Source organism: Spirosoma horti, assembly GCF_054776595.1.
Window position 1 is genome coordinate 826,837 of sequence record NZ_BAAHBQ010000002.1, and the last position, 15,070, is coordinate 841,906.

The 15,070-nt window shown below is 51.2% G+C and carries 9 protein-coding genes; 5 read left to right on the top strand and 4 right to left on the bottom strand.

Going from position 1 to position 15,070, the window contains the following annotated elements; genetic code table 11:
- The first annotated feature begins 196 nt into the window (after nucleotides 1–196).
- On the top strand, nucleotides 197–3,325 hold the full coding sequence (locus ACYVAM_RS07375) for a SusC/RagA family TonB-linked outer membrane protein (protein ID WP_461065436.1): 3,129 nt from the start codon (nucleotides 197–199) through the stop codon (nucleotides 3,323–3,325).
- Between the two features lie 21 nt (nucleotides 3,326–3,346).
- Nucleotides 3,347–4,771 (top strand): SusD/RagB family nutrient-binding outer membrane lipoprotein, encoded by a 1,425-nt coding sequence (locus tag ACYVAM_RS07380; protein WP_461065438.1) that lies wholly within the window; start codon nucleotides 3,347–3,349, stop codon nucleotides 4,769–4,771.
- Nucleotides 4,772–4,931: 160 nt separating this feature from the next.
- Here the strand turns inward: ACYVAM_RS07380 and ACYVAM_RS07385 are convergent, their stop codons facing one another.
- The 3 genes from ACYVAM_RS07385 to ACYVAM_RS07395 all read right to left on the bottom strand — a co-directional run bounded on the left by ACYVAM_RS07385 (nucleotide 4,932) and on the right by ACYVAM_RS07395 (nucleotide 10,659).
- A complete protein-coding gene (locus ACYVAM_RS07385) occupies nucleotides 4,932–5,912 on the bottom strand; it encodes a glycerophosphodiester phosphodiesterase family protein (protein ID WP_461065440.1) in 981 nt (326 codons plus the stop codon).
- A 74-nt stretch (nucleotides 5,913–5,986) separates the two neighbouring features.
- Nucleotides 5,987–7,528, bottom strand: a complete 1,542-nt coding sequence (locus ACYVAM_RS07390; protein ID WP_461065442.1) for a RagB/SusD family nutrient uptake outer membrane protein — start codon at nucleotides 7,526–7,528, stop codon at nucleotides 5,987–5,989.
- 20 nt (nucleotides 7,529–7,548) lie between these two features.
- Nucleotides 7,549–10,659 (bottom strand): SusC/RagA family TonB-linked outer membrane protein, encoded by a 3,111-nt coding sequence (locus tag ACYVAM_RS07395; protein ID WP_461065444.1) that lies wholly within the window; start codon nucleotides 10,657–10,659, stop codon nucleotides 7,549–7,551.
- Between the two features lie 258 nt (nucleotides 10,660–10,917).
- Here ACYVAM_RS07395 and ACYVAM_RS07400 point away from each other — a divergent pair, with 258 nt between their 5' ends.
- The 3 genes from ACYVAM_RS07400 to ACYVAM_RS07410 all read left to right on the top strand — a co-directional run bounded on the left by ACYVAM_RS07400 (nucleotide 10,918) and on the right by ACYVAM_RS07410 (nucleotide 12,928).
- Nucleotides 10,918–11,958: a metallophosphoesterase gene (locus ACYVAM_RS07400; protein ID WP_461065446.1), complete on the top strand. Its 1,041-nt coding sequence runs from the start codon at nucleotides 10,918–10,920 to the stop codon at nucleotides 11,956–11,958.
- Between the two features lie 115 nt (nucleotides 11,959–12,073).
- On the top strand, nucleotides 12,074–12,208 hold the full coding sequence (locus ACYVAM_RS07405) for a hypothetical protein (protein ID WP_461065448.1): 135 nt from the start codon (nucleotides 12,074–12,076) through the stop codon (nucleotides 12,206–12,208).
- Between the two features lie 297 nt (nucleotides 12,209–12,505).
- Nucleotides 12,506–12,928 (top strand): response regulator, encoded by a 423-nt coding sequence (locus ACYVAM_RS07410; protein WP_461065450.1) that lies wholly within the window; start codon nucleotides 12,506–12,508, stop codon nucleotides 12,926–12,928.
- A 102-nt stretch (nucleotides 12,929–13,030) separates the two neighbouring features.
- On the opposite strand, the gene ACYVAM_RS07415 is transcribed toward ACYVAM_RS07410, so the two are convergent.
- Complete coding sequence (locus ACYVAM_RS07415) at nucleotides 13,031–14,962, bottom strand: tetratricopeptide repeat-containing sensor histidine kinase (RefSeq protein WP_461065452.1); 1,932 nt, start codon at nucleotides 14,960–14,962, stop codon at nucleotides 13,031–13,033.
- Nucleotides 14,963–15,070: the final 108 nt, after the last annotated feature.

A 15,070-nucleotide genomic window follows, 5' to 3' on the forward strand; every position in this document is an offset into this window, starting at 1 on the left:
CTCAATTCGTAGGGTCGATACTTAAATAAGTTAGTCACAGGGTTTCTACGGTGATGTTGAGCAATATACCAGCGCAATGGCTGGTCTGAATATACACAAAAGAAAATTTGTTCATTTAAAAGCTTTGCGGAATTTTAATCAGCTTATACCTTTGCACGCTTATCTCTTTCAGCAATTTTACAACTACTACTCAAACATGAAGAAAATATTACAGGTCTGCCTGATGCTGACTTTGCTATGCTGCTCGTCGCTTGTTAGGGCGCAACAGGCCGAAGTAAGCGGAATTGTTTCCACGGATGGCGATGGGACTGCCCTGCCTGGCGTAAACGTATCCGTGAAGGGCACCACAACCGGAACCTTGACTGACGCCGACGGGCGTTATAGTCTTCGGATCAATTCAGCGAATGCTGTCTTAGTCTTCAGCTACATTGGGTATGAAAACCAGGAGGTTGCCGTTGGCAGTCGCCAGAGTATCAATGTGGCCCTGAAGCAGGACAACAAAGTGTTGAATGAAGTGGTGGTGACCGCGCTGGGTATCAGTCGCGAAAAGAAAGCACTTGGCTATGCCGCACAAAGCGTAAACTCAGAACAGCTTGTCCAGAATCACCAGACCAACTTAGTCAATGCCTTGCAGGGAAAAGTAGCCGGGGTAACCATCTCCAGTACAGGCGGAGCTCCGGGCCAGGGAGCCCGGATTCTGATTCGGGGCATAAACTCGATCGATGTAAGCCGTGATAACCAGCCGCTTTTCGTGATCGATGGGATTCTGCTCGATAATAGTACGATTACGGGAACAACCAATTCAGGCGCGGATGGCCGGGGCATGACAAACCGAGCCGCCGATATCAACCCGGACGATGTTGAAACCATTAATATTCTGAAAGGTGGGGCAGCTACGGCGCTGTATGGTCTGCGTGGGGCCAATGGTGTGGTGGTTATTACAACCAAGTCGGGGAAAGCGGGTGCCCTGCGCGGCAATTACAGCGGTACGTACGGCTTTGAAAATGTCAACAAATACCCGGAGGTACAGGATAAATACACCATTGGCTGGCAGGGGCAATATGATCCCCATAGTTTCTGGCCTTCGTTTGGCCCTACCGTAGCCGACGCGATCAAGATTGACCCAACGCACCCGGCAAAACTGTACAATCAGTTCAAGGACGCGTATAATACCGGAAAACAGTTCCAGAATAACCTGTCTTTCTCTGGCGGTACGGACAAGATCAACTTCCTGTCATCGATTTCCCATTTGACGCAGGATGGTATCATTCCGTTTACGAACTACGAAAAGTTATCCGTTCGGTTAAATACGAACGTCAAATTAAGTGACAAGTTCAGCACGGGCGTCAACCTGAATTACATCAACTCCGGGGGCGACCGCTACAACGCCGGGCGTTACAGCGAACTCCTGAGCTACTGGTCACCGCGCTACGATGTCCGTGATTATCTGAAACCCGATGGCACCATGAATACGTATTCCGGGGATAATGCGAACCCGATCTATACGGCCATGACCAATAAATACCGGGACAATGTAAACCGCCTGATCGGTGGGGTAAACTTCGTTTATACACCCTTGAGCTGGCTGACGCTGAATTACCGGGCTGGTCTGGATACCTATTCCGATGATCGGCTTGGCACGGGCCCCGGCCCAACAGGCCTGGCGGGCGAGTACATATCAGAAGACAATGGATTGGGTTTCATCAACCAGTATCATACGAACTTCCGGGCGATTACCTCGACGTTTGCAGCCAGCGCGACGCATAAATTTGGTCAGAATTTTAATACCACATTGCGCCTTGGACACGATTTATATGACCGGAAAATCCGCGGGTTTGGCGCGGAAGGTACCGAACTGACGGTATACAACTATTTCGATCTGCGGAATGCCAAAACGGTGGTACCTACTCAAAATGCCGAAGATTACCGCCTGATGGGGATATTCGGTGAATTGACGATGGATTATCGGGATTACCTCTACCTGACGCTGACCGGGCGAAATGACATTACCTCGTCGCTTCAGGCACCGAATAACTCCTTCTTCTACCCATCCGTAAGCCTTGGGTATTTGTTTTCGCAGCAGTTCAAGTTACCCCAGTTCATCAGCCTAGGCAAATTGAGAGCCTCTTATGCCAAAATCGGGAAAGATGCCGCCCCCTACTCGACAGCAACGGGCTATGCGTCCTATCAGAGTTTACCGTCCGGGCTGACCGGGTTCACAAGAGGAGCCTTGCTCGGCAATCCGGGACTGCGGCCCGAATTTACCGATACGTTTGAAGGGGGGCTGGAAATGAGCTTTTTCAACAACCGCCTGGGCCTCGACCTGACCTACTACAACTCAACCAGTAAGGATCAGATCATTCAGGTGAATGTGTCGTCGGGTACGGGTTATGAAAAAGCAGCCATCAACTCGGGTCAGATGCGCAACCAGGGTATCGAACTGATTCTGCGGGGCACGCCCGTCCGGGCAGGCAAGCTGAGCTGGGACGTGAACCTCAACTTCTCGGCCAACCGGAATAAAATCCTCAGCATTCGGGAAGGACTGACCGAAATAAGTTACGCCACGGAGTACGGCTATGCCAACTCGACGGTGACGATGAAACTGGTGCCGGGTCTGGCCTACGGAAATCTGTATGGCCGGAGCTACCAGCGGTACTACGCCAATGCCGGCGAAGACAATTCGACGACGGTTGACAAGAGTCGCCCGATCGTGATCGGTGCCAATGGGTTCCCGGTTATCGACACCAAACAACGCCTACTGGGCAATACGCAGCCAAAATGGATTGGTGGTCTGACGAATACAGTCCGCTATGGCAACTTTACCCTGACGGCGCTGGTGGACGCCCGCGTGGGTCAGGATCGGTATAACCAGATGGGTAACTTCTTTTCGGCCTTTGGCATTGCCAAATACACCGAGGATCGCAACGACACCAAAGTATTTGACGGCGTGCTGGCCGACGGGAGTAAGAATGCGAAAGCAGTTTGGCTTGGTCAGGGTAAAGGGCCGGACGGTGTAGACTACGGCAACGGGTTCTACCGGAACGTGCACCGGGGCGTATCCGAAAACTTTATCGAAGATGCCTCCTGGGTTCGTATCCGTTCGGTCGGCTTGTCTTACAACCTGCCAACGTCGGTGCTCAAAAAATCATTTGTGAAAAGCGCACGCGTGGGCGTAACGGGTAATAACCTGGCGTTGTGGACCAAATATACGGGCTACGATCCGGAAGCAACCACCACCAACAGCGGCAGCAATATAGACGGTTTCGCCGGCTTTACTTACCCAGCTGTTCGAAGCTTCTTGTTTACGCTGAACGTTGGTTTTTAATTCATTTCTTTTCTGATCTCCATGAAATCATACCCAAAACAATATATACGACTAATTCTGACGGCGTTCGTGATGAGCCTGATGAGCAGTTGCAAGGATTACTTCGATCTCAACAGCAATCCAAACCTGATATCGAACCCGCCGTTAGCGTCGTCTCTGTCGACCACGACCCAGAAAACTGGTCTGAATTCGCAGCGGGTAGCGAACATTACGTCTTACTTCGTGCAGTATCTGGCTAGCCCAGGTACGGCCAGCCCGACCGACACCTACCAGAGCACGGATTATACGGGCACCTGGGATTATGTTTATTTTGGCATGGCCGATTTGTATGACATGAAACGAAATGCTCAGGAACAGGGCGCATCGGAGTATGTGGGTGTGGCCGATGTCATGTTGGCCTACCACCTGACGCTCATTGCGGATATGTTTGGCGATGCGCCGTTTTCTGATGCGTTTACCGGTACTACCCTCACGCCAAAATACGACACAGGGCAAACGTTGTACTCTACGGCCCTCAGCTTACTCAATGAGGCCATTACGGAACTTGCCAAAACGGATTCGAAGCTTAAATTAAGCGCGGCCAATGACCTGATTCATAAGGGCAGTACGGATGCCTGGATAAAAACAGCCTATATGCTGAAAGCCCGCATGCTGACGAAAGTGTCCAAACAGGCTACCTACAAAGCGGCCGATGTGCTGGATGCCGTCTCGAAGTCATACACGTCGAATGCCGATGACGCTCAGATGGCCTCGTTTCAGCTACGTAACCCCTGGGCGCAGATCGCTCGCGACAATGCCAATCTGTTGCTCGATGGGTGGCTGTCAGCGCAGTTGATCAATCAGCTGAATGGCACGACGTATGGTGTTTTTGATCCGCGAATCGAGAAGATTACCGACAAAACTGTCAACAACGATTATAAAGGAACCGTAAATGGCCAGGGTAATGTAGGCGCAGCCAACACCATTAAAGATGAGAACTACATTTCGCTCAATTCGCCCCTTACCGGCGATGCATCGCCCCTGCTGATTGCGACCTATGCGGAGTTGAAGTTTATCGAAGCGGAAGCCGCCTTCAGAGCAGGCGATAAAGCTCGCGCGTATGCCGCTTATTTAGCCGGTATTCAGGCGAATATGAATAAATACGGGGTAGCCGCTGCTGCCCGTGATGCCTATCTGGCCAATCCGGTGGTTGCTGTAGGAGCAACGGCGCTAACCATTGATCTCATCTTTAAAGAAAAGTACGTCGCCACGTTCCTCAATCCGGAAGCCTGGAATGACGCCCGCCGGTATGATTACCAGTACAAAGGGTTTAAGTTACCGGCGAACGCGGCCCTGCCTGCGTTTATTCGGCGGGCCGCCTATCCCAGTGGGGAGATATCCAAAAATGGAATCAACGTGCCGGCTGAAGTTACGTTATCAGAACCACTCTGGTGGGATAAAAAATAAGTCGGATTAGAATCGGGTTGCTATGAACAGGTGCCACTGGACGAACCAGTGGCACCTGTTTTTTTATGTAGAACCTACGTCCAGATTGTAAGCTACAGACAGGCTGGGAACTGCCTGCCCACGTCGGAAGGTCAATTTATAGGAACACCGGCCGCGAAAATTACGGCTTCGAAGAAGCAGGTGACGTCGGTTGATGGGGTAAACCTGTTTTAAGGCTTGCCGCTGCTTCAATAGGTCGATCTGACTCCAGAATGCTGGCTCCGTCGTTGATGATCGCCTGGTAAGCAGCCGCCCGCTCTTCCGGGTTCGGCAGCTTATCGTATGAAGAAGCCGCCGAAATCATGCACATGATGCCACGGGCGTTCAGTAATCGGTAAAGTTCCTGGTTTTCTGGTTTAACCGTCGGGCCTATGTAGGCAATCATATTGGCCGCTGGAATACCCGCTTTTTCGTAGGCTTCCAGTTCCTGTTTGCTTTTAATAAATACCGAGAACATTCGGTCCTTATTTTCTTTGTAATAGTACTGAGCCTGTTCGGGAGCATGAACGGTCAGCATGATAAAGGCATCGGCTTTGTGCTTGCGGATTAGGGCCGCCGTCATGGCAAAGGGGACATCTTTTCGATCCAGGTTCAGGACGGTTTTTCCCCGTGCCCACTCGATGGCCTCGGCCAGAGATGGAATCCGGTGTTGCGTAACCATCCCCTGTGCGTCTTTCAGGCGGAGTTTTTTCACTTCTTCCCAGGTGTAATCCGATAGCTTGCCGGTACCCGTGGTCATTCGGTCTAACGTTGCGTCGTGCAGAAGAACGATAACGCTGTCTTTCGTCAGGCGGGGGTCGGTCTCAAAAAAAGCGGGGGTATATGTCAGCGTATTTTCAAAAGCAGCCAGCGTGTTTTCGGGAAACCCGTTGGCCATACCGCCCCGGTGCCCACTAATGATCGGCATTTTTTTGTTCGACCAGTGAAAAAAGGAGTGGAGATCCTGAACCGTTTTAATGGGTAAGGTATGCAAGGTCTGCGCGCTGGCGGCATGGGCAATACCAAGCCCTAATCCCAGGATCAACATACATGTCAGTCGGCTCGACGCAAGTAATCGACTCCATTGGTGAGCAGTTACCTGATGGCTGGTTTGGCGGTTCATTCGTATGAGTATAGTAGGTAAGGCGCTGACCGGCCGAACGGGCACGGCCGGTGCTAACTGTCAGGCGAAGATAGTTAATAGCCTGTATTCTGGGTTAGTAGCGAGTTCAGACCAACTTCGGCAGCTGGAATGGGGAAGAGCAGTCTAAATGGAGTAACAACACGACCATCTGTTGGCAGGTAGTTGGCCTGCGCTTTGATTTTTGCTCCGAACGCATTCAGCGTTGCCACGGCTGTGCCGCTGCGTACCAGATCGTACCACCGCTTATTTTCAAAGGCCAGTTCTACCCGTCGTTCGTGCAAAATCACCTGACGCATTGTGGCCTGATCGGCGGCCTGCGCATTGGGTAACCCAGCCCGATTACGCACGGCATTCAGGGCAACTAACGGCGACTTCCCCTGTTCATTCTGGGCTTCGGCGAGCAGCAGCAGGGCCTCTGCATAGCGATACACCGGAACGTTATCCGCCGAACCGGTGAGCGCCGTCAACGGGGCGTGTAAATACTTTTTTATGTACGGAACGGCTACCCGGCCCGTAGGTGGGGTAGTGTAGCCTACCACACTTTTGACCGCCGAGAAGGTAAATAAATTACTGGCGTTGTAGGTGCCCTCGGTTATTCCGATGGACGCATCCAGCCGTTTGTCTGCCGGTTCGTAGGCGCTGATCAGATCGGGCGTGGGCGTGTTAACCCCACCCGCGCCACTACTATTGATGGCTGCACCCGTTAACAAAGCGGTATTGGTGCTGCGGGGTAGAAAATTGAACGTTAGCGTATTCGGCGTAGTGCCCGTTGTGGTGCCATCCAGGTACTGCACCTCAAAGAGCGATTCTTTGTTGTTTTTGTTCGCTGGCAGAAACGCACTGGCATAGTCGGCGTTGAGGCCGTAGCCCATAGCAGGCAGGGTCGTAAGCAACGTTTCGGCTTCGGCCCAACGCTGCAAGGTTACGAATACATCGGCCAGCAGCACCGTGGCTGAACCCTTGGTGGCCTCACCAGTTTGCGGAAACTTGGCTGGTAGGTTCAATTCCTGGATGGCATCGGTCGCATCCGCAATAATTTGCTGGTATACCTGCTCCACCGTAGCGCGGGGCAGAAAGGCTCCGTTGGCATCCTTGACTTCATTGACAAACAGGGGGACTCCCCCATAGAGCCGAACCAGCCTGAAATAGGCAAAGGCCCGCAGGAACTTACACTGTCCATCGTAGCTGTTGGTGGAAGCGGTCGCGAGTCCGGTAGCCCCCTTCAACCGGCCAATGACAATGTTGGCCCGCGAGACAATCTGATAGAGATATTGCCATTCAGCCGCCGTATACGAATTGGTGGCTCCATCTTTAAAATCCGAAATGTTTTCCCGAAACACAAAGGCCGTTCCCCGATTGGCCAGTGCCGACTGATAAAAGGTGTTGTCCGAGCGCATCTCGGATACATAAAAATCATTGTTCATCAGATCGAGCAGGGGTGCATAGGTGGCCGTTACAGCCTGTCTGAACTGGGCGTCCGTCTGAAAATAGGTGTTATCCGTGTAGGCCGCTTTGGGGGCTAAATCCAGGAAATTTTGCTGGCAGGCAGAAACTGTCAGGCTGATTAGTAAGGCGTATAATCTATTTGCTTTCATGTTGAGCGGAGAAGAAGACATTACTTGAAGGTAGCCGAAAGGCCGACCGAAAAGGTTCGGGGAATGGGATAGGCATTCTCATCGACCTTCAGGCCCAGGGTCGCATCCTGACCGGCGAAGTTGATCTCGGGATTCATGCCGCTGTACCCCGTTAAAACAACTGCCTGCTGGACGGAAGCATATACCCGCAAGCCCTTCAGCGCGAACCGGTCGCTGAGGCCTACTGTATAGCCCAGGGATATGTTCTTGATGGTAAAGTAGGAGGCATTTTCCAGCCACTGCGAATTGACACTCCGGCCCAGGCCGGTGGTGTTGGTTTTCGTACGCGGGTAAACTCCCGAACCCGGATTATCCACCGAGCGCCACCGGTCGGCGGCAGCCGCCAGCGGTACCCGCGATCCATCCAGATTGGTCTGATACGCCCACTTGGCCGCATTTAGCAGTTGGCCACCCACGGAAAAGGCCGTACTGATGCTTAAATCGAATTTTTTATACGTCAGATTATTGCTGAATCCGCCCGTAAACGTAGGCGTAGGATTCCCGATGAACGTTCGGTCGTTGACGTCGTCAATGACCCCGTCGCCATTGATGTCCTTCACTTTGATGGTGCCAATGTCCGATAGACCATTCGGCGCGGTGGCCGTAGCCTGGTACTTAGCGGATTGGTCCAGGTCGGCTGCGTCTTTATAGAGACCCTGAAAAACGAACCCGTAAAACTCGCCCAGGTGATGGCCTACCTGATTACGAAAATAGTCGGAGGTCACGGTATTGTTCCGCCGAATGTAGCCGGGGTCCACCAGCGTTTTGATCAGGTTGCGATCGAACGACAGGTTAAAGCTGCTGTTCCAGCGGAAGTTCGGCCGGCTGATATTAACGGTATTGAGGCTTATTTCATGCCCCCAGAAAGCGAGCGCTCCCACATTGTCTAAAATAGTGGTGAAGCCCGACGACGTGGGGAGCGGCCGACTTTGGATGAGGCCGTCCGTATTCTTATAGTAGTAATCATACGTCAGATTGAGCCGGTTGTTGAGCAGTGTCAGGTCAAATCCCAGGTCGAACTGGCGACTCCGTTCCCAGCGCAGGTTCGGATTGCCCAGATTGCCGATGGTTGTGCCCTGCGTAATAACGTTGTTAAAATCGTAATAGTAGTTGGATGTGGTCGATTGGGCGACGTAGTTTCCAAAAAAATTGTTGCCCGTAACCCCGTAGCTAGCCCGCAGTTTCAGCAGATTTATGCCGCTGACGCGCTTCATGAACGATTCATCGCTAAGAATCCAGCCTGCCGATACGGACGGGAAATCACCATACTGGCGGTTGGTGCCGAACCGCGACGAACCGTCCCGCCGAAAGGCTCCCTGTAGCAAGTAGCGCCCTTTGTAATTGTAGTTTAGCCGCACCAGCGTCGACAGGAGGGAGTAGGCCGTGTAGGTGCTGCTACCCGTCACGCTGGTAGCCGCCGACAGATACGTGATGTCATCGCTGGGAAAGCCCAGCCCCGTAAGCGAATTGCTTTCCTGAGTAAACTTTTGGCCTGAATAACCCGCCAGCAGGTTGAGGTGATGGTCGGTTTTAAAATCATGCGTATACTCCAGATACCCCTCGACCGTATACGAACCGTTATCAATAGCGCTGCTTGTACCCGTTGGGTTGTTGACCGTTGAACTAACAAGGCCCGACTGGTAGTAGTGGCGTATTTCGTTGCCTTTGTCGACGCCCGCATTGACTTTGACCTGCAACCCTTTCAGCAGGTCGTAGGTCAAAAAGGCATTTCCCAGAATGCGGGTCGTTTTATAATCGTCATTCGTCAGGTTGAACTGAGCCAGCGGATTGATGTACGCAACCATCCCCGGCGAATACGTATCGCGGTTGTAGCTGCCATCGGGATTGTAGGGCGATTTAAGCGGGCTGGCTTCAAAAATACGCTCGAACAGACCGCCTACGCCATCTGTCGCCAGCCGATTGTTGTGGTCGATGCGGTAGCTGGGTGCCAGGCCAAAGCCCAGCTTGAGCCGTCCCCCCGAGAGGGTCAGGTCTTTATTCAACCGACCGCTAAACAACCGGGTGCCCGTATTGATCAGCACGCCCTGCTGCTCCTGGTACCCAAAAAGAGCCGTAGAAGACGATTTCTCGGTAGCCGACTGTACGGTTAGATCATAGTTCTGGATTGGGGCCGTTCGGGTCAACAGCGCGTACCAGTTGGTTCCTTCGCCATATTGCGCCGGATTTTCGTACTCGGCAGGGGTTACGGCAGCTGGATTCTCGTACCGTCGAATGTCCTGGTACCGCTCATTCATAAACGTAGCGTACTGTTGAGCATTCATGACCTTGGGAACCCGTTTGCCCGCTATTTTCTGCACCCCGTAATTGGCATTGAACTCAATTTTGGTATCGCCCGCTTTCGCATGTCTGGTCGTGATGAGTACGACCCCGTTAGCCGCCCGTGAGCCATAGAGCGCGGTAGCTGAAGCATCTTTCAGCACACTGTAGCTTTCGATTTCGTTCGGGTTGATGTTGTTTATACTGCCGGTGATGGGCAGGCCATCCACCACAAACAGGGGCTGATTGTCGGAGTAAAAAGAAGCCGCTCCACGAATCCGGAAATCGACGCCCCGGCCGGGCTGCCCGCTGCTTTGCTGAACCGATACACCGGCAATCTTTCCCTGGAGTTGCTGAGCAAACTGTTGAACCGGCATGTCCTGAAGCAACGAAGCGTCCAGGGTTGCTACCGAACCGGTAATTTCCCGACGGCGTTGACGCCCGTAGCTCACGGTAACTTCCTGCAACGGATTGCCCTCACCCGCGCCCAGTTGTATATCGACCACCCGCTCTGTTCCGGCACTCACGCTTACGGATTTGACTTCTTTTCGGGCGTAGCCCACAAAGGTAACGGCCAGGGTATAGGTGCCAGGGGCAACGCTTAATCGGTACTGCCCATTGGCGTCCGCAACGGCTCCCGTTTGAGTGCCCACCAGGAGCACCGTCGCGCCCGGCAGCGGGCCCGTATTGTCGGATATTAACCCTCGGATAACGCCCGTGGCTGGCTGGGCCTGTGTTTGATGAAATACACCCAGCAGGATACAGCCAAGAAATAGGCCTGTTCTACGAAGTGAAAAAGAGAAAAGTCTGCGCATAAACGTACGAAAAGAGCCGTCAACGAAGTGACCGAATGCCGTTGAGTTTAAATCGACAAACTTCGGCACGCAATATTTCGTCAGTATGAAGCAGATGTTACTTTAGTATGAATATATGAAATTGTGTTTGATCCTTTGAATAGACCAGCTTCTCTGAAAACCGGTTGTTCCGGCGTATAGTACATGCCGTTCGGGCTGCTTAATAATGAGTTAATAGTGCATGACTACTTTTGCCCTTATCACAATTGTCCTATAGATATGCGCTACTTTTTAGTTCACTATGTAATAACTTCCCTGCTGGGCGGGGCTATGCTCGTAACGGCAACCCAAAGCCCTGGCCAGCCTGTGGCGACCGCAGAAACCGTACTCAACGCCCCCGGACCGCCCAGTGTCGTTAAGTCCGGCGATTTTTCGCTGGCCATTATTCCTGACACGCAATACTATCTGGCGCAGGCCCAGTTGGGAGGCACCTTCGATATGTTCAAGGCGCAGATCGAGTGGATCCAGAAAAATCAGGTAAAGGAAAACATTGCCTACGTGGCACACATGGGCGACATCACCGAACACGGCGATAACCCGGTGACGGCCCGTTCTGAGTGGTATCTGGCTAAAACGGCGCTGTATGGCCTGGAAAATCCGGTAAGCATTCCGTATGGTCTGGCTATCGGCAATCATGATCAGTTTCCGTCCCAGCATGCCGTTACGGGGACAACCAATTTCTACAACCAGTACTTCGGTGTTAAGCATTTTGAGGGGCGACCCTATTACGGCGGACATTACGGAACTAATAATGACAGCCATTACGACCTGTTTTCGGCGGGTGGGCTGGCGTTTATCGTGCTCTACCTGGAGTTTGATGCTTACAACGAGGACCGTACCAATTTGTACGACTGGGCAAATACGATATTAAAACAATATGCAACGCGTAAAGCAATTGTGGTGAGCCATTCACTGATCCATTTCAATCCAGTAAAAGGAACCAATACGCCCCAGGCCCCCTTCAACGCCGAAGGAAAAGCCGTTTACGAGAGCTTAAAAGCTAACCCCAATGTGTTTATGATGCTTTGTGGCCATGTGGGCGATAATGGCGAGGGATATCGTACGGACGTGTATAACGGACACACGGTCAAAACGTTCCTGAACGATTACCAAAGCCGTCCAAACGGGGGGAGCGGTCTAATGCGCCTGTACACGTTTTCTGTCAAAAAGAATGAGTTGAGCGTGAAAACGTTTTCGCCTTATTTGAACAAAGAAGAAACGGACGCAGACAGTCGGTTTACAGTACCCTTATTCGATTGACTTCGGTTCATGTCAGCTTCCGGAGTTTTTTCACTGCGTGCTCCCGCCAAACTACGGGCAAACCTCATCTAATCTCAATATAAACAGGTGGTCAGGGGTATCTTGACCACCTGTTGTGTTGAATGAGCGCCTGGCGGGTATATTCACCAAAGGGTATCAGGTCTTATTTTTCATTCGTTATACATCGGTTTGGCCAACACCCGATGCCGAATGGCGTGAAAACGTTCCTTACTTACCGACTATCGTTTAATATCTGTCAATGGCTATCTGTAGCCTGTGTATTTTATCTTACATTGTATCCGCTATGGCAGGCGTCGACTAATCTATTTCCTGAAGTTATGCAGTACGTTCTCTATTGGCTGGTTATTATCATAAAACTTTTAGGCTACCTGGCTTTACCGGTAGCCGCCATAGCAGGTATTCGGGCCCTACTTAAGTACCTGCGCAGAAAGGCTTAGTCAGCCGTACTGCCTAGCATCAGAAAGACTGAGAACGTCTTTTCCAGAAGGTTGAAATAATTTGTTTTCCCACCCATCCCACTGGTAGTATGAACCACAATGGACCTGTCATTCTCATTGAAGATGATGCCGATGATAAATTTTTATTTGAGCAAGTCTTTAAAAAATTAAATTATCAAAATGAAGTCAAGTACTTCCCCGACGGGCAGGAAGCCCTTGACTATTTATTGTCGACCACGGAGCTACCTTTTCTTATCCTTTCTGATATCAATATGCCCAGGCTGAACGGTATCGAACTTAGAGAGAAATTGCATCGGGATGCTGCCTTACAACTCAAGTGCATACCTTATTTATTTTTCTCAACGGCCGCCAGTCAAGAGATGGTGATCAATGCCTACAGCCTATCAGTTCAGGGTTTTTTTGTCAAACAAAACTCGCTGCAGGAACTGGAGAAAAGTATCTATTTTATTATGGAATACTGGAAACGATGCGCAGCGCCCAACAATTTTTAGATCGATAACCTGCCTGCGGATGACAACGGCTGGAAACGACTCGTAGATCAGGTATCTTTAAGTGGGGGATGAGTGGTGGGGAAATCGAATAATGTAGGACACTTACGAGTCGATAACCACTTGCAGCCGAGTGCCATAGCCAGGAGTCGACTGCACTTCGAGTAAACCACCCATGGCTTCGGCCCGCTTCTGCATACTGGTCTGGCCGGTGCGGGTACTGGCTTCATCCCGGACAAATCCCCGGCCATTGTCTGCGATAACCACCCGCAGTTGATTGCCTTTCTGTTCAAACCGAACGGTAGCCTCCGTAGCCTGAGCGTACTTGATCAGATTATTAATGGCCTCTTTGCCAATTAGATATAAGTTACGGCGAACCTCCATCGAGATGGGAATATCTACTAAGGCCAGATCGTTCTGAAACGAGAAATTAATTTTTTTAGAATCCATCATGGGTTGGGCATACTCCTGCAACCGCTGAGCGATTCGGTGCAGGGAATCGTTACCGGGATTGATGGTCCAGATGATCTCATCCATTACTTCCAGAATCTGGCGGGCATCGGTATAAATCTTTTGCACCATCTTCTGAGCCGTTTCGGGTTGGTTCTGACTCAGTAGAACAGTGGTATGGCCACTCAGCATAGAAATACTGCTGAGCGTACTGCCCACCTCGTCATGCAGGTCGTGGGCAATCTGCTTGCGTAACCTCTGGGCTTCTTCAAGTCGGCGAACCCGGGCGCGATTTAATAGCCAGGCGCTCGCGCAAACACATAACAGAATCACCAGCACAGAGCCAGCCATCAATACATTCGTTCGGAAGCGGATGCTTTCCCGCTCCTGCTGGTTGAGTTTGGCCTGCTGTTGAAGAAGTTTGATTTGGCTTTCTTTCTTTTCCGTTTCATATCTGGTCATCATTCGTTGTACTTCGACCGAGGTACGAATCGCCGTGATGGAATCCATTCGCTGGTTTCGTTCCAGTTGAAAGACGTAGGCTTGTTGAAAATCTTTCATGCTCCCATACAAATCGGCCAGGCCCTGGGTATAGATGGCTATTTTGTTTTTGTCGTCCAACTCATTGGCCAGGGAAAGTGCTTTTTTCATGTTCCACTGCGCCTGTTTATAGTCCTTGAGGTCTTCATATACTTGCCCCAGGTTGAAGTAATCGGTGGACATGGCTTCCTTATTCCCCTGCTTACTGGAAATGGCCAAGGCCTCCTCTATGGCGCGTCTGGCTTGCTGAGTCCGTTTTACCTTTCGTAAGATCAGACCCGTATTGACTAAAATATCAGATTGCAATAACGCTGATTCTGACTCTTTGGCGTGCCTGAGGGCTGTCTGGTAGTAGGCTAATGCGTTTGATTCCTGTTCCAGATCGGCATAGCATCGACCAATGTTCTGTTCGGCAATAGCCATGCCGTAAGAAGACTTTACATGCTGGTTCAGGGCCAATGCCTGTTGAAAATACCCAATGGCTTGGCGGGTTCGCCGGATGTTTTTCAATGCCAGGCCAATGCCCATGTAAGTGGATTCATTCCGGGGCTGTATGGTAAACTGTTCCTGTAATCGTAGCGAACGTAACAGAATGTCGAGTGCTTTATCGTATTGATTCAGTTTGCTGTAAGCCGTTCCCAGGTTCGTCATCGCGTTCGCCATCAGGCGGGGAGGAAGCTTATTCGCTTCCGCGATCGTCAGTGCCTTCCGGAGGTATTCCAGCGTCTGCTGTGGCCTATTCGACAGGTAATAATTGGCGCCTAAGAACGTACTTGCCTGATAAATACCCCGGCCAAAATGTAGCTTGATCGCTAGCTTTTCAGCCTCGCGTAACAGCGAATCGGCTCGGTTGTAATTGGCCTTCGTGCGGGTAGTCAGATTCCCCAATAGTAACAGGGCATTGACATACGATGTATCGGCAGGCGTATGCGTTTGCGTATAGATTTCCAGTGAATCGAGCGATTTGGGGATTTGTGCGGTTGCAGGATCGCTACTTACGAGGGTCAGGCAGAACGTGATCAGCGGTAAACAGTAAATACGTTTCATCAATTTTGGATGCAGCTTTAGTTCGTAGTTTATCTGGTAAAATCAATTGCCAGCCCGAGTAGGATATCCTGGTCTCAATCAGAACCTTAATGTGGTTTGAACTGGTCT